We start from the raw sequence: 24,602 nt of genomic DNA, 5'->3' as shown, positions 1-24,602 counted from the left end.
AGGCCTTGCGGTCAGGGGCGCGGGTCGATCTCGCGCAGCAGGCCGGTCGTCACGTCGAAGACGAAGCCCCGCACGTCGTCGCGGTGGGGCAGGAACGGCGAGGTCCGCACCCGCTGCATGGACTGGCGGACGTCCTGGTCGAGGTCCTTGAACGCCTCCACGGCCCACGCCGGCCGCTGGCCGACCTCGGCCTCGATCTCGTGCCGGAAGTCCTCGGTGAGGTCCAGCAGACCGCAGCCGGTGTGGTGGATCAGCACGACCGAGCGGGTGCCCAGGGCGCGCTGGCTGATGGTGAGGGAACGGATGATGTCGTCCGTGACGACCCCGCCCGCGTTGCGGATGGTGTGGCAGTCGCCCAGCTCCAGGCCCAGGGCGGCGTGCAGGTCGAGACGGGCGTCCATGCACGCGACCACGGCGACCTTCAGCACGGGCCGGGCGTCCATGCCCGGGTCGGCGAACGCGGCCGCGTACTGGGCGTTGGCCTGTACCAGCCGGTCGGTGACGGTGGGCTCCGGAGTGCCCGTACGGCCCTGGCCGGGGCCGGGCGTGTGCGACGGTGACGCGGATATCGGCATAGGGATGAACGTAGCCGCTGACCGGCCGCCGCGCACGCGCGGGCGTCCCTGACCAGGGCAGCGCCCGGTAACCGGCCGTTCACCGGCCCCGCCGGCCACCGCCCGGAGCCGGTCGTTCCGCCGGGTGGTCCCCGCCGCGCGGGGGGTGGGACGCGCACGCACCGGCCGGTTGATTGACCGCGAGGAGGAGTGGACTAAAGTGGCGCGAAGTGGGAGGCGTAACGCTCCCCGGAACGCTCCCCGGAACCGAAGAACCACCACGTGGCACGGTGCGTACGTACCCCTCGGCCTCCTCCCGCTCCCGGTCGCCCGGCGTCACTTCCCCGGCGCCGGAACGTCCGTTCCCCTTCGAGCGGGCGGGGACCCGGCGGTACGCGGCGCCGCGCCTCCCCATATCTCAGAAGGGCGCATGAGCAGCAACGCGCGACACGTCCCCGTCATGCTCCAGCGCTGCCTGGACATGCTCGCCCCCGCGCTGACCGCGCCCGGAGCCGTCGTGGTCGACTGCACCCTCGGCGCCGGCGGGCACAGCGAGGCGTTGCTGAAGACCTTCCCCGACGCCCGGCTCGTCGCCCTCGACCGCGACCCCACCGCGCTCGCGCTCGCCGGCGAGCGGCTCGCCCCCTACGGCGACCGCGCCACGCTGGTGCGCGCCGTCTACCACGAGCTGCCCGAGGTGCTGGAGCGCCTCGGCATCCCCAAGGTCCAGGGCGTCCTCTTCGACCTCGGCGTCTCCTCCATGCAGCTCGACGAGGCCGACCGCGGCTTCGCCTACGCGCAGGACGCCCCGCTGGACATGCGCATGGACCAGACGACCGGCATGAGCGCCGCCGAGGTCCTCAACACCTACCCGCCGGGCGAGCTGGTGCGCATCCTGCGCCAGTACGGCGAGGAGAAGCAGGCCAAACGCATCGTCTCGGCCATCGTCCGCGAGCGGGAGAAGGAGCCCTTCAGCAACAGCGCCCGCCTCGTCGAGCTGATCCGCGACGCCCTGCCGCAGGCCGCCAAGCGCACCGGCGGCAACCCCGCCAAGCGCACCTTCCAGGCGCTGCGCATCGAGGTCAACGCCGAGCTGGCCAGCGTGGAGGCGGCCATCCCGGCCGCCGTCGCGGCCCTGGCCGTCGGTGGCCGGATCGCGGTGCTGTCCTACCAGTCGCTGGAGGACCGCATCGTCAAGAGCGTCTTCGCCGCCGGCGCCACGAGCACCGCGCCGCCCGGGCTGCCGGTGGTGCCCGAGCGCTACCAGCCGCGCCTGAAGCTGCTGACGCGCGGTGCCGAGCTGCCCACCGAGGAGGAGATCGCCGAGAACCGGCGGGCCGCCCCCGCGCGGCTGCGCGGCGCCGAGCGCATCCGCGAGGACGTCCGGTGAGCCCGGCCGGACGCCGGGGCGGCCGCCTGGTGCGGCTGCTGCCCACCGGGCCCGCGGGAGCGAAGCGCACGCCGTTCGTCCTGCTGGTCGTGGTGCTCCTCGGCTCCGGCCTCATCTCGCTGCTGCTGCTGAACTCCTCCCTGAACCAGGGTTCCTTCGAGCTCAGCCGGCTCCAGCGCACCACCACCGAGCTGACCGACGAACAGCAGGCGCTCCAGCAGGACGTCGACCAGCTCGCCGCCCCGGACGCGCTGGAGCGCCGCGCCCGGGAGCTGGGCATGATCCCCGGCGGCAGCCCCGCCTTCCTGCTGCCCGACGGCACGGTCAAGGGCGCCCCCGCCCCGGCGACCACCGCCAACCCCGCCGACCCGGCGGCCTTCGCGCCCCCCGAGCCCCGTGGCCTGCCCCCGCTGGCCCCCGACCCCCTCGTCGCCCCGGCGGCCACCCCCGGGCCGCCGCCCGCCGTGCTACGCGGCGGGGACGCGCCCTCCCCGGCGGCGCAGGCCCCCGTGCGGCCCCCGGCCGACCGGCGGCCCGCCGACGCCCCCGCGCCGGCACGTCCCAACCCGGCCCTCCCCCCGGCCCCGGTGGGCGGGAACCCCCAACAGGTCAGGTAGGTGAGTCGTGACGGCGCCCAGGCAGCCCCGCCGCCCGGTTCCCGGGCCCGCGCGCCCCGTCGCCCGGCCGGCCCGCCCCCGTCCCGGTGACCGCTCCCTGCGGCTGGGCAACCCCCGGCCCCGGCTGCGGGCGATCGGCGTGGGGCTCACGCTCGTCCTGCTGGTCTTCACGGTCCGGCTGCTCCAGGTGCAGGCCGTCGACGCCAGCGCCTACGCGGCCCGCGCCAACGTCAACCGCTACATCCCGGTGACGCTGGCCGCCGAGCGCGGCGCCATCACCGACCGCACCGGCGTGGACCTGGCCACCACCGTCGACGCCTACGACATCACCGCCGCCCCCGACCTGCTCACCCCCGAGCGGATCAAGGCCGAGGGCGCGGCCGGGCAGGCCGCGCGGCTGCTGGCCCCCGTCCTCGGCGAGGACGCGGCCGTGCTGGAGGAGAAGCTCACCGCCAACCCCAAGTCGAAGTACGTCGTGCTGGCCCGCCGGCAGACCCCGCAGGTCTGGAAGAAGATCTCGGAGCTGAAGAAGGCGCAGGCGGAGAAGGCCCGCCGCAAGCAGGGCGCCAACGTCCTGGCCGGGGTGAACCGCGAGTCGCACAGCAAGCGCGTCTACCCCAACGGTGACCTGGCCGCCGGCCTGCTGGGCTTCGTCAACGGCGACGGCCGGGGCAGCGGCGGCCTGGAGGCCCAGCTGGAGGAGACCCTCGCCGGCAAGAACGGCAAACGCGTCTACGCCCAGTCCGGCGGCCGGCAGGTGCCCACCGGCGACATGAAGGAACAGGCCGCCGTGCCCGGCTCCGACGTGGAGCTCACCATCGACCGCGACATCCAGTGGGCGGCCCAGAACGCCGTCGCCAAGCAGGTGCGCGAGTCCGGCGCGGACCGCGGCTACGTCGTCGTCCAGGACACCCGCAGCGGCGAGGTCCTGGCCATGGCCAACGCCCCCGGCTACAACCCCAACGACCTGGAGCACGCCGACCGCTCCGCGCTGGGCAACGCCGCCCTCCAGGACGCCTACGAGCCCGGCAGCGTCAGCAAGATCATGACGATGGCCGCGGTGCTGGAGGAGGGCGTCGCCACGCCCGAGACCCATGTGGAGGTCCCCAACCGGCTGCCGCGCGCCGACCGCGCCTTCGCCGACGACGTGGACCACCCCACCTGGCACCTGACCCTCAACGGAGTGCTCGCCAAGTCCAGCAACATCGGCACGATCCTCGCCAGCGAGCAGCTGGGCAAGACCCGGGAGGAGGCGAACCAGGTCCTCTACACCTACCTCCGCAAGTTCGGCATCGGCCGCCCCACCGGCCTCGGCTTCCCCGGCGAGACGCCCGGTCTGCTGGCCAGGCCGGGGGAGTGGAAGTCCTCGCGGGCCTACACCATCCCCTTCGGCCAGGGCCTGTCGCTCAACGCCGTCCAGGCCGCCTCCGTCTACTCCACCATCGCGGCCGGCGGCGAGCGCGTACAGCCCTCCCTGGTGCGCGGCTTCAAGGGGCCCGACGGCCGCTTCACCCCCGCCGACACCTCCCCGCGCACCCGCGTGATCAGCGAGAAGACCGCCCGGCAGCTGTCGGAGATGCTGGAGTCGGTCGTCGATGACCAGGAGGGCACCGGCACCAAGGCGAAGATCCCCGGCTACCGGGTCGCCGGCAAGACCGGCACGTCCAACCGGGTGGACCCCACCACCGGCCGCTACCACGGCTACACCGCCTCCTTCGCCGGCTTCGCCCCCGCCGACCAGCCCCGGATCACCGTCTACTGCGCCATCCAGAACCCCACCAAGGGCAGCTACTTCGGCGGCCAGGTCTGCGGACCGGTCTTCAAGCAGGTCATGGAGTTCGCGCTGAAGACCCTCCAGGTGCCCCCGTCGGGCACCCGGCCGCCGCGGCTGCCGGTGACCTACGAGTGAGCCGGGCCCGCCGTGACGACGATCACTCCCGACCCGGGGAACCACGGCCGGCGACGCCCCTCGCTTCGCGACGAGGCGGGTGCGCCCGGTACGCTCACCGCCGTGCCCCACGCTGATCAGTCCCACACCACCTCCCAGGACGCGCCCGCCGTGTCCCCGGGAGCGCCCCGCCCCACCCGGGTCAGCCCCGTGCCCCTCACGGAGCTGGCCGCTCAGCTGGGCATCACCGCCCCCGAGGGCGCGGAGGCCGTCGCGGTCACCGGGATCACCCATGACTCGCGCGCCGTCCGCCGGGGAGACGTCTACGCCGCCCTGCCCGGCGCCCGCTTCCACGGCGCGGACTTCGCCGCGCAGGCCGCGGGCCTCGGCGCCGCCACCGTGCTGACCGACCCGGCCGGCGCCGAGCGCGCCGCCGCCACCGGCCTGCCCGTGCTCACCGTGGCCGCCCCGCGCGACCGGATGGGCGCCCTGGCCGCCACGATCTACGGCCGGCCCGCCGACGAGCTGCTGACCGTCGGCATCACCGGCACCTCCGGCAAGACCACCACCGCCTATCTGATCGAGGGCGGCCTGCGCGCCATGGGCGGCCCCACCGGCCTGATCGGCACCGTGGAGTCCCGCATCGGCGACGAGCGGATCAAGTCGGAGCGCACCACCCCCGAGGCCACCGACCTCCAGGCGCTGTTCGCGGTGATGCGCGAGCGCGGCGTCCGCTCGGTCGCCATGGAGGTCTCCAGCCACGCCCTGCGGCTCGGCCGCGTCGACGGCTGCGTCTTCGACGTCGCCGTCTTCAACAACCTCAGCCCCGAGCACATGGAGTTCCACTCGGGCATGGAGGACTACTTCGCCGCCAAGGCGGAGCTGTTCACCAAGGAGCGCAGCCGCCTCGGCGTGGTCAACGCCGACGACGAGTACGGCCGCCGCCTCGCCGCGGGCGAGTCCGAGGTCCCGGTGATCACCTTCTCCGCCGAGGGCCGCGCGGACGCCGACTGGCGCGCCGTCGACGTCGAGATCGGCCCGTTCGACTCCGCCTTCACCGTGCTCGGCCCCGAGGGCGTCCGTGTGACCGCCAAGGCGCCGCTCGCCGGCCCGTTCAACGTCGCCAACGCCCTGGCCGCGATCGTCGCGCTCGTCGCCGCCGGCGCGGATCCGCAGGCGGCCGCCGACAGCGTCGCGGCCGTCCCCGGCGTCCCCGGCCGGCTGGAGCGCGTGGACGCGGGCCAGCCCTACCTGGCCGTCGTCGACTACGCCCACAAGACGGACGCCGTCGAATCGGTTCTCCACGCCCTGCGCGCGGTCGGCAGCGGCCGCGTCCACGCCGTGCTCGGCTGCGGCGGCGACCGCGACACCACCAAGCGCGCCCCCATGGGCCGCGCGCTGGCCCGCCTCGCCGACACGGCCGTGCTGACCTCCGACAACCCCCGCTCCGAGGATCCCCTCGCGATCCTCGCCACCATGCTCGCGGGCGCCGCCGAGGTGCCCGCCGCCGAGCGCGGCACCGTCCTCCTGATGGAGGACCGCGCCGCCGCCATCGCCGCCGCCGTCGCCCGCGCCGAACCCGGCGACACCGTCCTGATCCTGGGCAAGGGCCACGAACAGGGCCAGGACATCGCCGGAGTGGTACGCCCCTTCGACGACCGCCAGGTGCTGCGCGAGGCCATCGAGCACCGTCAGGCGGCCATCACGCACCGGAACGACCAGGGATGACCAACCGCCATGCGCGCACAACCCTCCCCCCGGCAGCTCCCCCGAACGGCAGGAGGTGACCTCCGGTGATCGCACTGTCCCTCGCCGAGATCGCCGAGATCGTCGGCGGACAGCAGCACGACATACCGGACCCGGGGCTCATCGCCACCGGCCCGGTCGTGATCGACTCCCGTGAGGTGCGGCCCGGCAGCCTGTTCGCCGCGCTGCCCGGCGACCGCGTCGACGGCCACGACTACGCCGAGCGGGCCATCGCCTCGGGCGCGACGGCCGTACTGGCCGCCCGTCCCGTCGGCGTACCCGCGATCGTCGTCCCCGACGTCGTCGAGGCACTGGGTGCCCTCGCCCGCGCCGTGGTCGAGCGGCTCGGCGCCACCGTCGTCGGGCTCACCGGCTCGGCCGGCAAGACCAGCACCAAGGACCTGATCGCCCAGCTGCTGGAGCGCCTCGGCCCCACCGTGTGGACGCCCGGCAACTTCAACAACGAGATCGGCCTGCCGGTCACGGCGCTGATGGCGACCGACGACACCCGTCACCTCGTCCTGGAGATGGGCGCCCGGGGCATCGGCCACATCCGTTACCTCGCCGGGCTCACCCCGCCCCGCATCGGCCTCGTCCTCAACGTCGGCACCGCCCACATCGGCGAGTTCGGCGGCCGCGAGGCGATCGCCGAGGCCAAGGGCGAGCTGGTCGAGGTGCTGCCCGCCGCCGAGCAGGGTGGCGTCGCCGTGCTCAACGCCGACGACCCCCTGGTCCGCGCCATGAGCGCCCGCACCAAGGCCCGGGTGCTCCTCTTCGGCGAGGCCCCGGACGCCGACGTCCGCGCCGAGAACGTCCGCCTCGACGACTTCGGCCGCCCCTCCTTCACGCTTCACACGCCCACCGGGTGCGCCGACGTGACCATGCGGCTGTACGGTGAGCACCACGTGTCGAACGCGCTCGCCGCGGCCGCCGTCGCCCATGAGCTGGGCATGCCCGTAGCGGAGATCGCCGCCGCGCTCTCCGGGGCGGGCCAGCTCTCCCGCTGGCGGATGGAGGTCACCGAGCGCGCGGACGGCGTGACGATCGTCAACGACGCCTACAACGCGAACCCCGAATCCATGCGAGCGGCGCTGCGCGCGCTGGCCGCGATGGGCGAAGCCGCCCGGGCTAGGGGTGGACGGACGTGGGCAGTACTCGGTCGGATGGCCGAGCTGGGCGAGGAGTCACTCGCCGAGCACGACGCGGTCGGACGGCTGGTCGTCCGGCTCAATGTCGGCAAGCTCGTGGCAGTCGGGGGCAGGGAAGCGGCCTGGTTGCAGATGGGCGCCTATAACGAGGGTTCGTGGGGTGAGGAGTCGGTGCACGTGTCCGACGCGCAGGCGGCCGTCGACCTGTTGCGCAGTGAGCTGCGCCCGGGAGACGTCGTGCTGTTGAAGGCGTCCCGGTCGGCGGGGCTGGAGCGGGTGGCCGAGGCGCTGCTCGCGGTCGACGGCGAGGTCGCCGGCTGATGAACCAGATCCTCTTCGCGGGTGTCATCGGTCTGTTCCTGACCCTCATCGGCACCCCGCTGCTGATCAAGTTCCTCGCCCGCAAGGGCTACGGCCAGTTCATCCGCGACGACGGCCCCCGCGGCCACGCCGGGAAGAAGGGCACGCCCACCATGGGTGGCATCGCCTTCATCCTGGCCACGCTGATCGCGTACGCCCTGACGAAGGTGATCACCAGCAAGGCGCCCACGACCTCGGGCCTGCTGGTGCTCTTCCTGACCGCCGGCATGGGCCTGGTCGGCTTCCTCGACGACTACATCAAGATCGTCAAGCAGCGCAGCCTCGGTCTGCGCGCCAAGGCGAAGATGGCCGGCCAGCTGATCGTCGGCATCGCCTTCGCCGTCCTCGCGCTGCAGTTCGCCGACACCCGGGGCCAGACCCCGGCCTCCACGCGGCTGTCCTTCACCCAGGACTTCGGCTGGTCCGTCGGCCCCGTGATCTTTGTGATCTGGGCGCTGTTCATGATCCTCGCGATGTCGAACGGCGTGAACCTCACCGACGGCCTCGACGGCCTGGCCACCGGCGCCTCCGTGATGGTCTTCGGCGCGTACGTCTTCATCGGCACCTGGCAGCACGGCCAGTGGTGCGGCAATTCGCTCACCGCCGGCGCCGCCTGTTACGAGGTGCGCGACCCGCTCGACCTCGCCGTGGTCGCCTCGGCCCTGATGGGCTCCTGCTTCGGCTTCCTGTGGTGGAACACCTCGCCCGCCAAGATCTTCATGGGCGACACCGGCTCGCTCGCCCTCGGCGGCGCCCTCGCGGGCCTGGCGATCTGCTCCCGCACGGAGCTGCTGCTCGCCCTCCTCGGCGGTCTGTTCGTCCTCATCACCATGTCCGTGGTGATCCAGGTCGGCTCGTTCCGCATGACCGGGAAGCGCGTCTTCCGGATGGCCCCGCTCCAGCACCACTTCGAGCTCAAGGGGTGGAGCGAGGTCCTTGTGGTGGTCCGCTTCTGGATCATCCAGGGCCTGTGCGTGGCCGTCGGACTCGGAATCTTCTACGCCGGATGGTTGGCCATCAAGTGAGCACCGCAGAGTTCAGCGGCAAGCACATCACCGTCGCCGGCCTCGGCGTGAGCGGCGTCAGCGCCGCCCGCGCCCTGGCCGGCCTCGGCGCGCGGGTCACCGTCGTCGACGGCGGCGACGGCGAGGCCCTGCGCGAGCGCGCGGCCGCCCTGGAGGCCGCCGGGATCACCGTCCGCCTCGCCGACGCGGACACCCTGCCCGAGGGCACCGACCTCGTCGTCACCTCGCCCGGCTGGCGGCCCGACAGCCCGCTCTTCGCGGCCGCCGCCGAGGCGGGCGTGGACGTGGTCGGCGACGTCGAGATCGCCTGGCGGCTGCGCGGCCCGGACGCCGCGCCCTGGCTGGCGATCACCGGCACCAACGGCAAGACCACCACCGTGCAGATGCTCGCCTCCATCCTGAGGGCCGCCGGGCTGCGCACGGCCGCCGTGGGCAACATCGGCACCCCGATCATCGACGTGGTGCTCGGCGACGAGCCCCACGACGTCCTCGCCGTCGAGCTCTCCAGCTACCAGCTGCACTGGGCGCCCTCACTGCGCGCCCACTCCGCGGCCGTGCTCAACCTCGCCCCCGACCACCTCGACTGGCACGGCTCCATGCGCGCCTACGCCGCCGACAAGGGCCGGATCTACGAGGGCAACACGATCGCCTGCGTCTACAACGTCGAGGACCCGCGCACCGAGCGCCTGGTGGAGCAGGCCGACGTCGAGGAGGGCTGCCGCGCCATCGGCTTCACCCTCGGTGCCCCCGGCCCCTCCATGCTCGGCGTCGTCGACGGCCTGCTCGTCGACCGCGCCTTCGCTCCGAACCGCCACCAGCAGGCCCAGGAGCTGGCCGAGGTCTCCGACGTCCACCCGCCGGCGCCGCACAACATCGCCAACGCCCTGGCCGCCGCCGCCCTGGCCCGCGCCTTCGGCGTGGAGGCCGCGGCCGTCCGGGACGGCCTGCGCGCCTTCCGGCCCGACGCCCACCGCATCGCCCACGTCGCCGACGTCGACGGCGTCGCCTACGTGGACGACTCCAAGGCCACCAACACCCACGCCGCCCAGGCCTCCCTCGCGGCGTACGGGTCGATCGTGTGGATCGCCGGCGGCCTCGCCAAGGGCGCCACCTTCGACGAACTGGTCGCCTCCGCCGCCGGGCGGCTGCGCGGAGTCGTCCTGATCGGGGCCGACCGGGCGCTGATCAGGGAAGCCCTGACGCGACACGCCCCGGATGTGCCGGTGGTGGACCTCGACCGGACCGACACTGGGGCGATGGCCGAGGCGGTCCGTGAGGCGGCGCGGCTCGCCGGCCCGGGGGACACCGTCCTCATGGCCCCGGCCTGTGCGTCGATGGACATGTTCACCAACTACAACGAGCGCGGCGAGGCCTTCGCCGAAGCGGTGCGGGCCCTGGCGGCCGGCCGCGGCAAGGACGCGTAGCCCGCCGGTCCCCGCGGCCGGGCGCCGCGCCCGTCAGCTACCGACAAGCGCGGCGATCCGGCCCCGGCGACGCGGCCGGACGGCGCGGCAGACAGCGGAGGGGCGACCCGGATGCACGCGGACGACATGCTGACGCCGGCCGGCGTGTGGACGGCCCTGCGCGGGACCGCGGCGGGCTCCCGGTCCGTACGGCCCCGCCCGGCGGCCCGTGGCGGGGCCGGGCGCGCCCCCGCGCCCCGGCGGCCCCCCGGCGGCCGGGGCGGCGGCCTGCGGGGCCTCCACGCCCGCGCCAGGCGCGCCTGGGACCGGCCGCTGACCGCGTACTACCTGGTGCTCGGCGGCTCCCTGCTGATCACCGTGCTCGGCCTGGTGATGGTCTACTCCGCCTCCCAGATCAAGGCCCTCCAGAACGGCCTGGCCCCCAGCTACTTCTTCCGCAAACAGCTGCTGGCCGCCGCCATCGGCACCGTCCTGCTGCTCGCGGCCGCCCGCACCCCGGTCCGGCTGCTGCGCGCCCTGGCCTACCCGCTGCTGGCCGTCTCGGTCTTCCTGCTCTGCCTGGTCCAGGTGCCCGGCATCGGCGAGACCATCAACGGCAACACCAACTGGATCTCGCTCGGCGGGCCCTTCCAGATGCAGCCCAGCGAGTTCGCCAAGCTCGCGCTCGTGCTGTGGGGCGCCGACCTGCTGGCCCGCAAGCACTCCAAGAAGCTCCTCACCCAGTGGAAGCACCTGCTGGTGCCGCTGGTGCCCGTCACCTTCCTGCTGCTGGGCCTGATCATGCTCGGCGGCGACATGGGCACCACCGTGGTCCTCACCGCGGTGCTGCTCGGCCTGCTGTGGGTGGCGGGCGCCCCCACCAGGCTCTTCTCCGGGGTGTTCGGCGTCACCGCCGCCCTCGCCGTACTCTTCATCAAGACCAGCGCGAACCGGATGTCCCGGCTGGAGTGCATCGGGGCCACGGACCCGGGCGACCACGACCAGTGCTGGCAGGCCGTGCACGGCATCTACGCGCTGGCCAACGGAGGCTGGTTCGGTGCCGGACTCGGGGCGAGTGTGGAAAAATGGGGTGAACTACCCGAGCCGCACACGGACTTCATCTTCGCCATCACCGGCGAGGAGCTGGGTCTCGCGGGGACGCTGTCGGTACTCGCCCTGTTCGCGGCTCTAGGCTATGCGGGTATCCGCGTGGCCGGACGCACGGAGGACCCCTTCGTGAGGTACGCCGCGGGAGGTGTGACCACCTGGATCACGGCCCAGGCCGTGGTCAACATCGGTGCGGTGCTCGGACTGCTGCCGATCGCCGGTGTCCCGCTCCCGCTGTTCTCCTACGGAGGGTCCGCCCTGCTGCCGACCATGTTCGCCATCGGACTGCTCATCGCCTTCGCGCGCGACGAACCCGGTGCGCGGGCGGCGCTGGCCATGCGGCAGCCTGGGGTGAGATGGAAGACGATGAGACGGCGCGTCAAGAAGCGACCGTCCGGAGAGCGGTGAATTTCGGTGCATGTCGTACTCGCCGGCGGAGGAACCGCCGGACACATCGAGCCCGCGCTCGCCCTCGCGGACGCCCTGCGCAGGCAGGACCCGACCGTGGGGATCACAGCGCTCGGCACGGAGCGGGGCCTGGAGACCCGGCTGGTGCCCGAGCGGGGCTACGAGCTGGGGCTGATCCCCGCCGTACCGCTGCCCCGCAAGCCCACCCCGGAGCTGATCACCGTCCCCGGGCGGCTGCGCGGCACCATCAAGGCCGCCGAGCAGATCCTGGAGCGCACCAAGGCGGACTGCGTGGTCGGCTTCGGCGGCTATGTGGCACTGCCCGGCTATCTGGCCGCCAAGCGGCTCGGCGTGCCGATCATCGTCCACGAGGCCAACGCCCGCCCCGGCCTGGCCAACAAGATCGGCTCGCGCTACGCCGCCTCCGTCGCGGTGTCCACCCCGGACAGCAAGCTGCGCAACGCCCGCTACGTGGGCATCCCGCTGCGCCGCACCATCGCGACCCTGGACCGGGCGGCCGTCCGCCCCGAGGCCCGGGCCGCCTTCGGGCTCGACCCCAACCTGCCCACACTGCTGGTCTCCGGCGGCTCGCAGGGCGCCCGCAGGCTGAACGAGGTCGTCCAGAACGTCGTCCCGTTCCTCCAGCGCGCCGGCATCCAGGTCCTCCACGCGGTGGGTCCGAAGAACGAACTGCCGCGCGTCGACAACATGCCCGGAATGCCGCCCTATATCCCGGTATCGTATGTAGACCGGATGGACCTCGCGTACGCCGCGGCCGACATGATGCTCTGCCGCGCGGGCGCGATGACCGTCGCCGAGCTGTCCGCCGTCGGCCTCCCGGCGGCCTACGTCCCGCTGCCCATCGGCAACGGCGAGCAGCGACTCAACGCCCAGCCGCTGGTCAAGGCGGGCGGCGGCCTGCTGGTCGACGACGCCGAGCTCACCCCCGAGTGGGTGACGTCCAACGTGCTTCCGGTGCTGTCCGATCCGCACCGGCTGTACGACATGTCCCGGGCCGCCGCCGAGTTCGGCCGGCGCGACGCCGACGAGCTGCTGGTCGGCATGGTGTACGAGGCGATCGCCGCACGCAGAGCGGGCTGACGGCCCGTAGGAGCAGGAGGCTGGGGAACGTGGCCGGACCGACGACCGCCCGGCGTGGGGCCGCTAAGAACGGCAAGTCCAAGTCCTCCGGGGCCGCGAGGTCTTCCGGGTCCTCCGGATCGCCCAGGCGGCCCAAGCCGTCCCGGTCACCGTCCTCCGGCACGCCCCGGCGGGGCCGCGCGCCCCGCCGGAGCGGCCCGGGCGGCCCCCGGGCCCGCCTCCGCTCCGGTGTGCGCGGACCGCTCGTCTGGGCGGTCGTCAGCCTGCTGTCCGGCGCCGCCGCCATCTGGGTGCTCTACGGCTCCGGCTGGCTGCGCGTCACCCGCGTGGAGGTCAGCGGCGCCACGGTGCTGACGGCCGCACAGGTGACCGAGGCGGCCCGGGTGCCGCTGGGCGACCCCCTGGCGTCCGTGGACACCGACGCCATCGAGGAGCGGCTGCTGACCCGGCTGAAGCGGATCGAGTCGGTGGACGTCGTACGTTCCTGGCCGCACGCGATCGGTCTGAAAGTGACCGAACGCCGCCCCAAGGTCCTGCTCGAAAAGAGCGGGAAGTTTATTGAAATCGACGGCAGCGGAGTGCGCTTCGCCACAGTCGATCAGGCCGTGCCCGGGGTGCCCCGGCTCGTGGTGGAGGACTCCGGCTCGCCCGTCAACCGCCGGTTCGGGGTGGAACGGCTGGAGCGCGAGGCCGCCCGCGTCGCCGCCGACCTGCCCGCCGACGTGCGCCGGGACACCCGGGCCATCCGGGTGCGCTCCTACGACTCCATCACCGTGGAGCTGACGGACGATCGGACGATCGCCTGGGGCAGTGGTGAGCGGGGCGAGGCGAAGGCCCGTACGCTCGTCGCGCTCCTCAAGGCCGCGGGGGGCGCGAAACACTTCGATGTGAGCGCCCCGGCGGCGCCCGCGGTGTCCGGGAGTTGACGTCGTTCCCGGCTGGCCAGCACCCTGGTTGGCTACGGCTATGGGTGATCACATAGGGTGAAAAGAAAAACGGGAGGTTCGGCGTGTTCGTTGAAGCGCCGCCGCTTGTCGACTTAGTGTCCTGCTTCAGAGAACCCAGGGAACAGTGACACCGGTAACCCTAAACTTCAACGTTAGGGTTCGGGTCGGCATTGAGAACCGCCCCCAGGCATACGTAACTCGAGGCGAGAGGCCTTCGACGTGGCAGCACCGCAGAACTACCTCGCAGTCATCAAGGTCGTCGGCATCGGCGGCGGTGGCGTGAACGCCATCAACCGGATGATCGAGGTCGGTCTCAAGGGCGTCGAGTTCATCGCGATCAACACCGATGCACAGGCCCTGCTGATGAGCGACGCCGACGTCAAGCTCGACGTCGGCCGGGAACTCACCCGCGGCCTCGGCGCCGGCGCGAACCCCGATGTCGGCCGCAAGGCGGCCGAGGACCACCGCGAGGAGATCGAGGAGGTCCTCAAGGGGGCCGACATGGTCTTCGTCACCGCCGGCGAGGGCGGCGGCACCGGCACCGGCGGCGCGCCCGTCGTGGCCAACATCGCCCGCTCGCTGGGCGCCCTGACGATCGGTGTGGTCACCCGGCCCTTCACCTTCGAGGGCCGGCGCCGGGCGAACCAGGCCGAGGACGGCATCGCCAGCCTCCGCGACGAGGTCGACACCCTCATCGTCATCCCCAACGACCGGCTGCTGTCCATCTCGGACCGCCAGGTGAGCGTGCTCGACGCGTTCAAGTCGGCCGACCAGGTCCTGCTCTCCGGTGTCCAGGGCATCACCGACCTCATCACCACCCCGGGCCTGATCAACCTGGACTTCGCCGACGTCAAGTCCGTGATGTCCGAGGCGGGCTCGGCCCTCATGGGCATCGGCTCGGCCCGCGGCGACGACCGCGCCGTGGCCGCCGCCGAGATGGCCATCTCCTCGCCGCTGCTGGAGGCGTCCATCGACGGCGCCCGCGGTGTGCTGCTCTCCATCTCCGGCGGTTCCGACCTCGGTCTCTTCGAGATCAACGAGGCCGCCCAGCTGGTCAGCGAGGCCGCCCACCCCGAGGCCAACATCATCTTCGGTGCCGTCATCGACGACGCCCTGGGCGACGAGGTCCGTGTCACGGTCATCGCGGCCGGCTTCGACGGCGGTCAGCCGCCGGCCAAGGGCAGCCGCGACAAGGTGCTCGGCGGCTCCTCCTCCTACGGCTCCGGCCGCGAGGAGAACCAGGCCGGCGCCCCCAGCCGGCCGGCCCCGGCGCAGTCCGAGCCGTCGCGCCCGTCCTTCGGCGGCCTCGGCAGCGTGACCCCGCGCACCGAGGAGCCCGCGGCCGAGCCGTCGCCGGTCGCCGAGGTCCCGCCGCCGCCGGTCAGCTCCCCGCAGGTGCCGCCGGCCCGTCCGTACCAGGACTCGACGGCCGAGGAACTCGACGTCCCCGACTTCCTCAAGTAGCCCCGGGCCACCCTCTCAGGGAACGGCTGACCAGCACCGAGTGATAGGGCAACAGCACATCGTGCCCCCCGTAGAACACGTGGCACATGCGAGCGGCGCGCACTTCGCCTCCACCGACAGGTGGGGCGGGGTGAGCGCCGCTCCGTATGCGGAGCTCAACCTCGGCGGAGCGGTCGGCGACGACCCGGCCGCCGTGCGCACCAACCGCCGGCGGGCCGCCGAGGCCCTCGGCCTCGACCCCGCCGCCGTGGTCTGGATGAACCAGGTCCACGGCAAGGACGTCGCAGTCGTGGACGGACCGTGGCAAAAGGGGGAAACCCCCGCGGTGGACGCGGTGGTGACCGCCCGTCGGGGCCTGGCCCTCGCGGTGCTCACCGCCGACTGCGTCCCGGTGCTCCTGGCCGACCCGGTCGCCGGGGTCACGGGCGCCGCCCACGCCGGGCGGCCGGGACTGGTCGCCGGGGTGGTCCCGGCGGTGGTCACGGAGATGCTCCGGCTCGGCGCCGAGCCGGACCGGATCGTCGGCCGCATCGGCCCCTCGGTCTGCGGCGGCTGCTACGAGGTGCCCGAGGCGATGCGCGCCGAGGTCGCCGAGGCGGCGCCCGGGTCCTGGGCCACCACCCGGCGGGGCACCCCGGCGGTGGACGTGGCGAACGGGGTCGCGGCCCAGCTCGGCCGAATGGGCGTCACGGGCGTCGGCAGATCGGACGTCTGTACGATGGAGTCCGCCGACCACTTTTCCTACCGGCGCGAGCGGACCACGGGACGGCTGGCCTCCTATGTGTGGCTGGAGGAGCAGTCATGACGGACCGCAAGACCCTGTTGGCCGATAACCTCGCCCGGGTGGAGGAACGTATCTCCACCGCCTGCGCCGCGGCCGGCAGACAGCGGGAGGAGGTGACCCTGATCGTGGTCACCAAGACCTACCCCGCGAGCGATGTCCGTCTCCTCGCGGAGCTGGGGGTCCGTCACGTCGGGGAGAACCGCGACCAGGACGCCGCCCCCAAGGCGGCCCAGTGCTCGGATCTGCCCCTTACCTGGCACTTCGTCGGACAGTTGCAGACGAACAAGGTCCGGTCGGTGGTGGATTACGCCGGTCTGGTGCACTCCGTTGACCGGGACCGACTGGTCACGTCTCTGTCCCAGTCGGTCGTCCGGTCCGGCCGGGAGGCCGACCTGGACTGCCTGATCCAGGTGGCGCTCGACGCGGAGTCCGGGGAGCGCGGGGTCCGGGGAGGTGTCGCGCCCGACGGCGTGACGGCCCTGGCCGACGCGATCGCCGAGGCGGAAGGGCTGCGACCGGCGGGGCTGATGACGGTCGCTCCGCTCAGCGGCCCTTACGCGGGCAGACCGAGGGCGGCCTTCGACCGGCTGATGGAAATCGCAACGGACCTGCGCGCGACTCATCCGACTGCGAACATGGTGTCAGCAGGGATGAGCGCGGATCTCGAGGACGCCGTGGCGGCCGGTGCGACACATGTACGTGTCGGCTCAGCGGTACTCGGAGTCCGACCCCGGCTCGGGTAACGTCGCCAGGAAGTCGGACCACAGCAGAAAATATGGTCATTCCCGCCAAAAGGCGGGCGGACCGCGTGGATCCGGGCGCCGTTGACGGAGCCGATCCACCACAGAGCGGAGGATGCGGAGAATGGCCGGCGCGATGCGCAAGATGGCGGTCTACCTCGGCCTCGTGGAGGACGATGGGTACGACGGCCCGGGGTTCGACCCCGATGACGAGTTCGAACCCGAGCCGGAGCCGGACCGGCGCCGGCAGCAGCAACACCAGGCGCACACGGCACAACAGACGCAATCGGACGAACCGGTTCGAGTCGCCCAGCCGCCCGCGCAGCGCGAACCCGCTCCGCTCGTAGCGGAACCGGGACGACCCGCCCGAATCGCCCCCGTGTCGTCCATCACACCCGAACGCCACTCTCTGGAGAAGAACGCACCGGTGATCATGCCCAAGGTTGTGTCCGAGCGGGAGCCCTACCGCATCACGACATTGCACCCCCGGACCTACAACGAGGCCCGTACCATCGGGGAACACTTCCGCGAGGGCACTCCGGTGATCATGAATCTCACCGAGATGGACGACACCGATGCGAAGCGACTTGTCGACTTCGCGGCCGGTCTGGTCTTCGGACTCCACGGCAGCATCGAGCGGGTGACACAGAAGGTGTTCCTGCTGTCGCCTGCTAACGTCGATGTCACGGCGGAGGACAAGGCCCGTATCGCAGAGGGTGGGTTCTTCAACCAGAGCTGAGACGCAACACCGGGCAATCCGGACAACGGCCAGTCAGGCCGAGGTACGAGCAAGGGGAGAGGGAAGCGCGAGATGGGCATCGCACAGCAGGTGATCTACATCGCGCTGTACTGCTTCCTGATCGTGCTGATCTTCCGGCTGGTGATGGACTACGTCTTCCAGTTCGCCCGCTCGTGGCAACCCGGTAAGGCGATGGTGGTCCTCCTGGAGGCCACCTACACTGTCACCGATCCGCCACTCAAGCTTCTGCGGCGGGTCATCCCGCCGCTGCGTCTCGGGGGCGTAGCGCTCGACCTGTCCTTCTTCGTACTGATGATCATCGTCTACATCCTGATCACCGTCGTGAGCCGGCTGTGAACGCGGCTGTGAACGATACGGTCTTGCCGATTGCCGACGACTACGTTGAGGTGAAGAAGAGATGCCGCTGAGCCCCGAGGACGTGCGGAACAAGCAGTTCACGACCGTCCGCCTCCGAGAAGGCTATGACGAGGACGAGGTCGATGCCTTCCTCGACGAGGTGGAGGCGGAACTGACCCGCCTGCTCCGGGAGAACGAGGACCTGCGCGCCAAGCTGGCCGCCGCGACGCGTGCCGCCGCGCAGAACCAGCAGCAGAACATGCGCAAGCCGGAGCCCCAGGACCAGCGACCCGGTGCTCCGGTGCCCGCCGCCATATCGGGCCCGCAGCCGGTGCCGCCGAACCAGCAGCAGATGGGCGGTCCGCCGCAGCTTCCGGGCGGTGCCCCGCAGCTGCCGGCCGGTCCGGGCGGTCACGGCCACGGTCCCCAGGGTCCGCACGGTCCCGGCCCGATGGGACAGAACGGTCCGATGGGTGGCCCGATGGGCCAGAACGGCCCGATGGGCGGACCCATGGGACAGAACGGACCGATGGGGCAGAACCCCATGGGGCAGAACGGACCTATGGGCCAGAACGGTCCGATGGGCCAGAACCCCATGGCGCAGAACGGCCCCATGGGCGCACCGCAGCTGCCGCAGCCGGGCCAGGGCCCGGGTGGCGACAGTGCGGCCCGTGTTCTCTCGCTCGCGCAGCAGACGGCCGATCAGGCGATCGCGGAGGCCCGTTCCGAGGCCAACAAGATCGTCGGCGAGGCCCGCAGCCGCGCCGAGGGTCTGGAGCGGGACGCCCGTGCCAAGGCGGACGCCCTGGAGCGGGACGCCCAGGAGAAGCACCGTGTCGCGATGGGCTCCCTGGAGTCCGCCCGCGCCACGCTGGAGCGCAAGGTCGAGGACCTGCGCGGCTTCGAGCGCGAATACCGCACGCGACTGAAGTCCTACCTGGAGAGCCAGCTCCGTCAGCTGGAGAACCAGGCGGACGACTCGCTGGCCCCGCCGCGCACCCCGGCCGCCGCGTCGCTGCCGCCGGCCCCCTCGATGAGCGGGTCGATGGCCTCGGCCGGTGCGAGCATGGGCGGTCACTCCATGGGCGGCAACCAGTCCATGGGCGGCCACGGCGGTCCGTCGACGGGTGCCCCGTCGTACGGCGGTCAGCAGCAGATGTCGCCGGCCATGACGCAGCCGATGGCTCCGGTGCGGCCGCAGGGTCAGCAGCCGATGCAGGCGCCTTCGCCGATGCGTGGGTTCCTCATCGATGAGGACGACAACTGACCGTTTGCTCTGCGAGCGGCTTATACGGGCCGGGGCCCCTGGATTGTCCAGGGGCCCCGGCCCGTTTTGCCGCGCCTTCGGCGCGGGTTTCGCCCACCCGCCCGCCCGATTACCCGGCACGGTCAGTCCGTCGGTGCCGATGACGGTCCGGGCGGGCGGGTGGGCGAAAGCCCCGGCGCGGTAGCGCCGGGGGTCACCCGATTGCTTACGCCTTACGAAGGCGGAACGTCAGTCCGAGCCCCTCGTCGGTGAAGGGCTCACCGAACGTGTCGTCGGCGGAGCCGGACGCGAAGTCCGTGGCAAGGACCTCGTCCGCGATAAGCCCGGCGTGCTCGCCCAGAGCGGTCACCGTCTCCTCGTCGGAGGACTGCCAGCGCAGAGCGATCCGGTCGGCGACGTCCAGACCGCTGTTCTTCCGCGCCTCCTGGATCAGCCGGATCGCATCGCGGGCCAGGCCCGCACGCCGAAGCTCCGGAGTGATCTCCAGGTCGAGCGCGACCGTGGCGCCCGAGTCGGAGGCCACGGACCAGCCCTCGCGCGGGGTCTCCGTGATGATCACCTCATCGGGAGCCAGCGCGACCGTCTCGCCGTCGACATCGACGGTCGCGTTCCCCTCGCGCAGGGCCAGCGACAGCGCAGCGGCATCCGCCGCCGCGATCGCCTTGGCCACCGCCTGGACGCCCTTGCCGAAACGCTTGCCCAGGGCACGGAAGTTCGCCTTGGCCGTGGTGTCGACCAGCGAACCGCCGACCTCCGAGAGGGAGGCGAGCGAGGAGACGTTCAGCTCCTCGGCGATCTGGGCGCGCAGTTCTTCGCCCAGCGTCTCGAAACCGGCCGCAGCGACCAGCGCGCGCGACAGCGGCTGGCGCGTCTTGACGCCGGACTCGGCACGCGTGGCACGACCCAGCTCGACCAGCCGGCGGACCAGCAGCATCTGCTGCGAGAGCGCCGGGTCGATCAGGGAGGCGTCCGCGACCGGCCAGGACGAGAGGTGCACCGACTCCGGGGCCTGCGGGTCGACCGGGACGACCAGGTCCTGCCACACGCGTTCGGTGATGAACGGCACCAGCGGCGCCATCAGTCGCGTGACGGTCTCGACGACCTCGTGGAGCGTGCGCAGCGCGGCGGCGTCGCCCTGCCAGAAGCGGCGGCGCGAGCGGCGGACGTACCAGTTGGACAGGTCGTCGACGAAGGACGACAGCAGCTTGCCGGCGCGCTGGGTGTCGTAGGCCTCCAGGGCCTGGGTGACCTGGTCGACGAGCGTGTTGAGCTCGCCGAGCAGCCAGCGGTCGATCAGCGGGCGGTCGGCCGCCGCCGGGTCGGACGCCGAGGGGGCCCAGCCGGACGTACGGGCGTAGAGGGCCTGGAAGGCGACCGTGTTCCAGTACGTGAGGAGGGTCTTGCGGACGACTTCCTGGATCGTGCCGTGACCCACACGGCGCGCGGCCCACGGGGAGCCGCCCGCGGCCATGAACCAGCGGACCGCGTCGGCGCCGTGCTGGTCCATCAGCGGGATGGGCTGGAGGATGTTGCCCAGGTGCTTGGACATCTTCCGGCCGTCCTCGGCCAGGATGTGGCCCAGGCAGACCACGTTCTCGTACGACGACTTGTCGAAGACGAGCGTGCCGACCGCCATCAGCGTGTAGAACCAGCCACGCGTCTGGTCGATGGCCTCGGAGATGAACTGCGCCGGGTAGCGCTGCTCGAAGAGCTCCTTGTTCTTGTACGGGTAGCCCCACTGGGCGAACGGCATGGAGCCCGAGTCGTACCAGGCGTCGATGACCTCCGGCACGCGGACGGCGGTGTGCGAGCACCCCTCCGCCGTGCAGGTGAAGGTGACGTCGTCGATGTACGGGCGGTGGGGGTCCAGGGCGCTCTGGTCGGTGCCGGTGAGCTCGGAGAGCTCGGCCAGCGAGCCGACGCAGGTGAGGTGGTCGTCCTCGCAGCGCCAGATGGGCAGCGGGGTGCCCCAGTAGCGGTTGCGGGACAGGGCCCAGTCGATGTTGTTGTTCAGCCAGTCGCCGAAGCGGCCGTGCTTGACCGAGTCGGGGAACCAGTTGGTCTTCTCGTTCTCCTGGAGCAGCCGGTCCTTGATCGCGGTGGTGCGGATGTACCAGGACGGCTGCGCGTAGTAGAGGAGAGCGGTGTGGCAGCGCCAGCAGTGGGGGTAGCTGTGCTCGTAGGCGACGTGCTTGAAGAGCATGCCGCGCTCGGCGAGGTCGGCGACGAGCTTCTCGTCGGCCTTCTTGAAGAACAGACCGCCGACGAGGCCGAGGCCCTCCTCGAAGGTGCCGTCCGGACGGACCGGGTTGACGACCGGGAGACCGTAGGCGCGGCAGGTCCGGAGGTCGTCCTCACCGAAGGCCGGGGCCTGGTGGACCAGACCGGTGCCGTCCTCGGTGGTGACGTACTCGGCGTTGACGACGAAGTGGGCGTCCTCGGGGAACTCGACCAGGTCGAACGGGCGACGGTACGCCCAGCGCTCCATCTCACGACCGCTGAAGCTCTGGCCGGTGGCCGTCCAGCCCTCGCCGAGGGCCTTCTCCAGCAGCGGCTCGGCGACGACCAGCTTCTCGGTGCCGTCGGTGGCCACGACATAGGTGACGTCGGGGTGCGCGGCGGCCGCGGTGTTGGAGACCAGCGTCCACGGAGTGGTCGTCCACACCAGCAGCGAGGCCTCGCCGGCCAGCGGGCCGGAGGTCAGCGGGAAGCGGACGAAGACGGAGGGGTCGACGACCGTCTCGTAGCCCTGCGCCAGCTCGTGGTCGGACAGGCCGGTGCCGCAGCGGGGGCACCAGGGGGCGACGCGGTGGTCCTGGACCAGCAGGTCCTTGTTGAAGATCTCCTTCAGGGACCACCAGACGGACTGGACGTAGTCCGGGTCCATCGTCCGGTACGCGTCGTCGAGGTCGACCCAGTAGCCCATGCGGGTGGTGAGCTCGGCGAAGGCGTCGGTGTGGCGGGTCACGGACTCGCGGCACTTGGCGTTGAACTCGGCGATGCCGTACGCCTCGATGTCCTGCTTGCCGGAGAAGCCGAGCTCCTTCTCGACGGCGAGCTCGACGGGGAGGCCGTGGCAGTCCCAGCCGGCCTTCCGGCCGACGTGGTAGCCCTGCATCGTGCGGAAACGCGGGAAGACGTCCTTGAAGACGCGGGCCTCGATGTGGTGGGCGCCCGGCATGCCGTTGGCGGTCGGCGGGCCCTCGTAGAAGACCCACTCGGGGCGGCCCTCGGACTGCTCCAGGGTGCGGGCGAAGGTCTTGTGCTCGCGCCAGAACTCGAGCACCGCGTGCTCGAGGGCGGGCAGGTCGACCTGTGCGGGTACCTGGCGGTACTGCGTCATCGGCTTCCTCCGGCGGAACGTCATCGCACTGTCCGTCGGAGGGACGAGACGCGCTGCGCGCTCCCGCGGTACCACCCTCCTTGGCCGCAGACGCTCCCCGTCTCCAGCCCCCTCATTAGGCTCGCGAAGCCGGTTCTACTGACCCCTGCCGGCTGTCGGTCCAGGGGCGTTCTTCCGGCGGCTCCGGGCTGATCTTCACTCCGCGCACACCCCCGGGCTCGCACCGTCCCCGGATCGCTGATGGCTGCGTGCGGCGCTACTGGTCCCTTCCACGCCTCTCGCTGCGCCCAGTGTACGGGGCGCACGACGGGTCGGCCGACCGAATATGGGGCCGGAGGCGGGGTGCGGAGGGGGAGACCGGCGAGCCCCGTTGCCGAGGGGGCCCGGGCGATTTATCGTTCCCGCACGATTTGCGCCCAAGATCATAAAATGTGAAGGGATCGCGGCCATGGCGGAGAAGTCGGCGGCGGTTGCGGCGGCGGCTGCGCCTGCGCTCGCAGGGAAGTCGGCGTCGGCCGCGAAGTCGGCCGCGGCGGGCCGGAAGGCGAATGCCGCGTCCGCGGCGGGGAAGGCGAACGCCGCGTCCGCGGCAGGGAAGGCGGCGAAGGCCGTGCCGGCCGGGAAGGCGGCGGGGAAGGCGGCCCCGGCCAAGGGCGCTGCGGCGCCGGAGAAGGCCGCTTCCGCGAAGAAGGCCGCGAAGGCGGCTCCCGCCGCGAAGGCCGCCGGGTCCGGCAAGGCCGCGCCGGGCAAGGCCGCCGCGAAGAAGACCGTGAAGACGGCAGCCTCGGCCAAGACCGCGGCCGGGGCGTCCGCGCCCGGCAAGAAGGCTGCCTCGGCCGGGAAGGCCGCCAAGGCTGCCTCGGCGGGGAAGGAGAAGGCCACTGGCGGGAAGGCCGCTCCGGCCGAGAAGGCCGCGCCCGCGAAGGGGCGTGCCGCCGCCACGGAGGCCGCCCCCGTCCCGAAGGCGTCTCCCGCCAAGAAGGCGGCGGAGGCGGCGAAGACCGTTCCCGCCGCTCCGGCGAAGGGACGCGTGGCCGTCAAGGAGGACACCTCCGCCACGAAGGCGGCGCCCGCCAAGCAGGCCGCGAAGGCGGCGAAGGCCGCCCCGGCGAACGGGCGCGCCGCCGCCATGGAGAGCACCACCGCCACGAAGGCCGCCCCCGCCCGCACGCGTGCCTCCGGCGCGAAAGCCGGGGCAGCCGCGTCCGAGGCCGCGGCATCCTCCGGCGGTACGGCGGCCAAGACAGCCAAGGTCGCGGCCAAAGCGATCAAGGCCGCGAAGGCCGTCCCCTCGGGGAGCGCGCGGGGTGGTAAGGGGGCCCCGGCCGGGAAGGTCGCCGCCCCGGCGAAGGGACGCGCCTCTGCCAAGGAGAGCCCGTCCGCTGCGAAGGCGGCCCCCGCCAGGACGCGCGCCTCCGGTGCGGCGGCCGCTGCCAAGGGGGGCACCCCGGCCCGTAAGGCCGCCTCCGGCGGCGAGGCCGCCAAGGGGGTCGCCCCGGCCAAAAAGTCCGGCGGCACGGGAGAAAGCGCCGCGGCGGGGAAGACTGCCACGGTGGCCACGGCCGCGGCGGCCCGTAAGGGCGGAGCCGCCGAGGCCACCGCACCAGCGAAGAAGGGCGGCCGGGCCCGGCAGGGCGCGGCCGCCGCCGATGAGCTGTCCGCTGAGGAGACGGGAGCCAGGACGGTGGCTGCGAAGAAGACCATGGGGCAGGCCGCGAAGAAGGTGCCGGGGGCCCGCGCGGGCACGACCGGCACGGCCGCGGCCGCGCCCGGCGAGCTCGCCGTACGGCCGGGGGAGGAGCCCTGGTCCGCGGCGGAGGTGGCCGAGGCCCGTACCGAGCTGATGAGCGAGACGATGCGGCTGCGCGCGGAGATCGAGGCCGCCCAGGCCGCGATCAGCGGCCTGATGCGCGACTCGGGCGACGGCGCGGGCGACGACCAGGCGGACACCGGCACCAAGAACATCACCCGGGAGCACGAACTGGCCCTCGCCGCCAACGCCCGGGAGATGCTGGAGCAGACCGAGCGGGCGCTGGAGCGCCTGGACGCCGGTACGTACGGCCTCTGCGAGAACTGCGGCAAACCGATCGGCAAGGCCCGTATGCAGGCATTTCCCCGGGCCACGCTGTGCGTGGAGTGCAAGCAGCGGCAGGAACGTCGCTGACCGCCCCCGCACCATGTGCCGTACCCTCGTCCTCAGCCAGCAGGGACGAC

19 protein-coding genes are annotated in these 24,602 nt (G+C 72.5%); 17 read left to right on the top strand and 2 right to left on the bottom strand.

Features of this window, described 5'->3' with window-relative positions; genetic code table 11:
- Positions 1 to 11: 11 nt before the first annotated feature.
- Positions 12 to 575, bottom strand: a complete 564-nt coding sequence (locus ACFYZR_RS01280) for a beta-class carbonic anhydrase (RefSeq protein ID WP_391903181.1) — start codon at positions 573 to 575, stop codon at positions 12 to 14.
- Between the two features lie 409 nt (positions 576 to 984).
- Here ACFYZR_RS01280 and rsmH point away from each other — a divergent pair, with 409 nt between their 5' ends.
- From rsmH to ACFYZR_RS01200, 16 genes are all read left to right on the top strand, one after another.
- A complete protein-coding gene (gene rsmH, locus ACFYZR_RS01275; RefSeq protein WP_391903178.1) occupies positions 985 to 1,944 on the top strand; it encodes a 16S rRNA (cytosine(1402)-N(4))-methyltransferase RsmH in 960 nt (319 codons plus the stop codon).
- A complete protein-coding gene (locus ACFYZR_RS01270) occupies positions 1,941 to 2,561 on the top strand; it encodes a septum formation initiator family protein (RefSeq protein WP_391903175.1) in 621 nt (206 codons plus the stop codon). The genes rsmH and ACFYZR_RS01270 overlap by 4 nt, the downstream gene beginning before the upstream one ends.
- A 7-nt stretch (positions 2,562 to 2,568) precedes the next feature.
- Positions 2,569 to 4,470 (top strand): peptidoglycan D,D-transpeptidase FtsI family protein, encoded by a 1,902-nt coding sequence (locus ACFYZR_RS01265; protein WP_391903173.1) that lies wholly within the window; start codon positions 2,569 to 2,571, stop codon positions 4,468 to 4,470.
- 12 nt (positions 4,471 to 4,482) lie between these two features.
- Complete coding sequence (locus ACFYZR_RS01260) at positions 4,483 to 6,177, top strand: UDP-N-acetylmuramoyl-L-alanyl-D-glutamate--2,6-diaminopimelate ligase (RefSeq protein ID WP_391903170.1); 1,695 nt, start codon at positions 4,483 to 4,485, stop codon at positions 6,175 to 6,177.
- A 65-nt stretch (positions 6,178 to 6,242) separates the two neighbouring features.
- Positions 6,243 to 7,664, top strand: a complete 1,422-nt coding sequence (gene murF / locus ACFYZR_RS01255; protein WP_391903166.1) for a UDP-N-acetylmuramoyl-tripeptide--D-alanyl-D-alanine ligase — start codon at positions 6,243 to 6,245, stop codon at positions 7,662 to 7,664.
- Positions 7,664 to 8,728, top strand: a complete 1,065-nt coding sequence (gene mraY, locus ACFYZR_RS01250) for a phospho-N-acetylmuramoyl-pentapeptide-transferase (RefSeq protein ID WP_391903163.1) — start codon at positions 7,664 to 7,666, stop codon at positions 8,726 to 8,728. Before murF ends, mraY begins: the two co-directional genes overlap by 1 nt.
- Positions 8,710 to 10,152, top strand: coding sequence for a UDP-N-acetylmuramoyl-L-alanine--D-glutamate ligase (gene murD, locus ACFYZR_RS01245; protein WP_391903160.1), 1,443 nt, complete (start codon positions 8,710 to 8,712; stop codon positions 10,150 to 10,152). Before mraY ends, murD begins: the two co-directional genes overlap by 19 nt.
- A gap of 126 nt (positions 10,153 to 10,278) precedes the next feature.
- A complete protein-coding gene (ftsW, locus tag ACFYZR_RS01240) occupies positions 10,279 to 11,646 on the top strand; it encodes a putative lipid II flippase FtsW (RefSeq protein WP_391904331.1) in 1,368 nt (455 codons plus the stop codon).
- Between the two features lie 6 nt (positions 11,647 to 11,652).
- Positions 11,653 to 12,747, top strand: a complete 1,095-nt coding sequence (murG, locus tag ACFYZR_RS01235) for an undecaprenyldiphospho-muramoylpentapeptide beta-N-acetylglucosaminyltransferase (RefSeq protein ID WP_391903157.1) — start codon at positions 11,653 to 11,655, stop codon at positions 12,745 to 12,747.
- A gap of 29 nt (positions 12,748 to 12,776) precedes the next feature.
- Positions 12,777 to 13,673 (top strand): cell division protein FtsQ/DivIB, encoded by an 897-nt coding sequence (locus ACFYZR_RS01230; protein WP_391903154.1) that lies wholly within the window; start codon positions 12,777 to 12,779, stop codon positions 13,671 to 13,673.
- Between the two features lie 240 nt (positions 13,674 to 13,913).
- Positions 13,914 to 15,158: a cell division protein FtsZ gene (gene ftsZ / locus ACFYZR_RS01225; protein ID WP_391903151.1), complete on the top strand. Its 1,245-nt coding sequence runs from the start codon at positions 13,914 to 13,916 to the stop codon at positions 15,156 to 15,158.
- A 40-nt stretch (positions 15,159 to 15,198) separates the two neighbouring features.
- A complete protein-coding gene (gene pgeF, locus ACFYZR_RS01220; protein ID WP_391903147.1) occupies positions 15,199 to 15,963 on the top strand; it encodes a peptidoglycan editing factor PgeF in 765 nt (254 codons plus the stop codon).
- The gene (locus tag ACFYZR_RS01215; RefSeq protein WP_391903145.1) at positions 15,960 to 16,685 is read left to right on the top strand and encodes a YggS family pyridoxal phosphate-dependent enzyme; all 726 of its coding nucleotides are present in this window, start codon (positions 15,960 to 15,962) and stop codon (positions 16,683 to 16,685) included. The genes pgeF and ACFYZR_RS01215 overlap by 4 nt, the downstream gene beginning before the upstream one ends.
- 121 nt (positions 16,686 to 16,806) lie before the next feature.
- Complete coding sequence (locus ACFYZR_RS01210) at positions 16,807 to 17,421, top strand: cell division protein SepF (RefSeq protein WP_126913729.1); 615 nt, start codon at positions 16,807 to 16,809, stop codon at positions 17,419 to 17,421.
- A 72-nt stretch (positions 17,422 to 17,493) separates the two neighbouring features.
- A complete protein-coding gene (locus tag ACFYZR_RS01205; protein WP_086567466.1) occupies positions 17,494 to 17,778 on the top strand; it encodes a YggT family protein in 285 nt (94 codons plus the stop codon).
- 61 nt (positions 17,779 to 17,839) lie between these two features.
- On the top strand, positions 17,840 to 19,045 hold the full coding sequence (locus ACFYZR_RS01200; RefSeq protein ID WP_391903141.1) for a DivIVA domain-containing protein: 1,206 nt from the start codon (positions 17,840 to 17,842) through the stop codon (positions 19,043 to 19,045).
- Positions 19,046 to 19,250: 205 nt separating this feature from the next.
- Here ACFYZR_RS01200 and ileS read toward each other — a convergent pair whose 3' ends face one another.
- Complete coding sequence (ileS, locus tag ACFYZR_RS01195; RefSeq protein ID WP_391903138.1) at positions 19,251 to 22,388, bottom strand: isoleucine--tRNA ligase; 3,138 nt, start codon at positions 22,386 to 22,388, stop codon at positions 19,251 to 19,253.
- Between the two features lie 448 nt (positions 22,389 to 22,836).
- Between ileS and ACFYZR_RS01190 the strand changes: the two genes are divergently transcribed.
- On the top strand, positions 22,837 to 24,552 hold the full coding sequence (locus ACFYZR_RS01190) for a TraR/DksA family transcriptional regulator (RefSeq protein ID WP_391903135.1): 1,716 nt from the start codon (positions 22,837 to 22,839) through the stop codon (positions 24,550 to 24,552).
- Positions 24,553 to 24,602 lie beyond the last annotated feature (50 nt).

Source organism: Streptomyces sp. NPDC001678 (genome assembly GCF_042892945.1).
Classification (GTDB): domain Bacteria; phylum Actinomycetota; class Actinomycetes; order Streptomycetales; family Streptomycetaceae; genus Streptomyces.
This window is presented reverse-complemented; position numbering and strand designations above follow the sequence as displayed.

Coding starts and splice junctions, on each gene's coding strand:
- ACFYZR_RS01280 (WP_391903181.1), bottom strand. CDS start 575: ATGCCGATATCCGCGTCACCGTCGCACACGCCCGGCCCCGGCCAGGGC.
- rsmH (WP_391903178.1), top strand. CDS start 985: ATGAGCAGCAACGCGCGACACGTCCCCGTCATGCTCCAGCGCTGCCTG.
- mraY (WP_391903163.1), top strand. CDS start 7,664: ATGAACCAGATCCTCTTCGCGGGTGTCATCGGTCTGTTCCTGACCCTC.
- murD (WP_391903160.1), top strand. CDS start 8,710: ATGGTTGGCCATCAAGTGAGCACCGCAGAGTTCAGCGGCAAGCACATC.
- ftsW (WP_391904331.1), top strand. CDS start 10,279: ATGCTGACGCCGGCCGGCGTGTGGACGGCCCTGCGCGGGACCGCGGCG.
- ACFYZR_RS01215 (WP_391903145.1), top strand. CDS start 15,960: ATGACGGACCGCAAGACCCTGTTGGCCGATAACCTCGCCCGGGTGGAG.
- ACFYZR_RS01210 (WP_126913729.1), top strand. CDS start 16,807: ATGGCCGGCGCGATGCGCAAGATGGCGGTCTACCTCGGCCTCGTGGAG.
- ACFYZR_RS01205 (WP_086567466.1), top strand. CDS start 17,494: ATGGGCATCGCACAGCAGGTGATCTACATCGCGCTGTACTGCTTCCTG.
- ACFYZR_RS01200 (WP_391903141.1), top strand. CDS start 17,840: ATGCCGCTGAGCCCCGAGGACGTGCGGAACAAGCAGTTCACGACCGTC.
- ileS (WP_391903138.1), bottom strand. CDS start 22,388: ATGACGCAGTACCGCCAGGTACCCGCACAGGTCGACCTGCCCGCCCTC.
- ACFYZR_RS01190 (WP_391903135.1), top strand. CDS start 22,837: ATGGCGGAGAAGTCGGCGGCGGTTGCGGCGGCGGCTGCGCCTGCGCTC.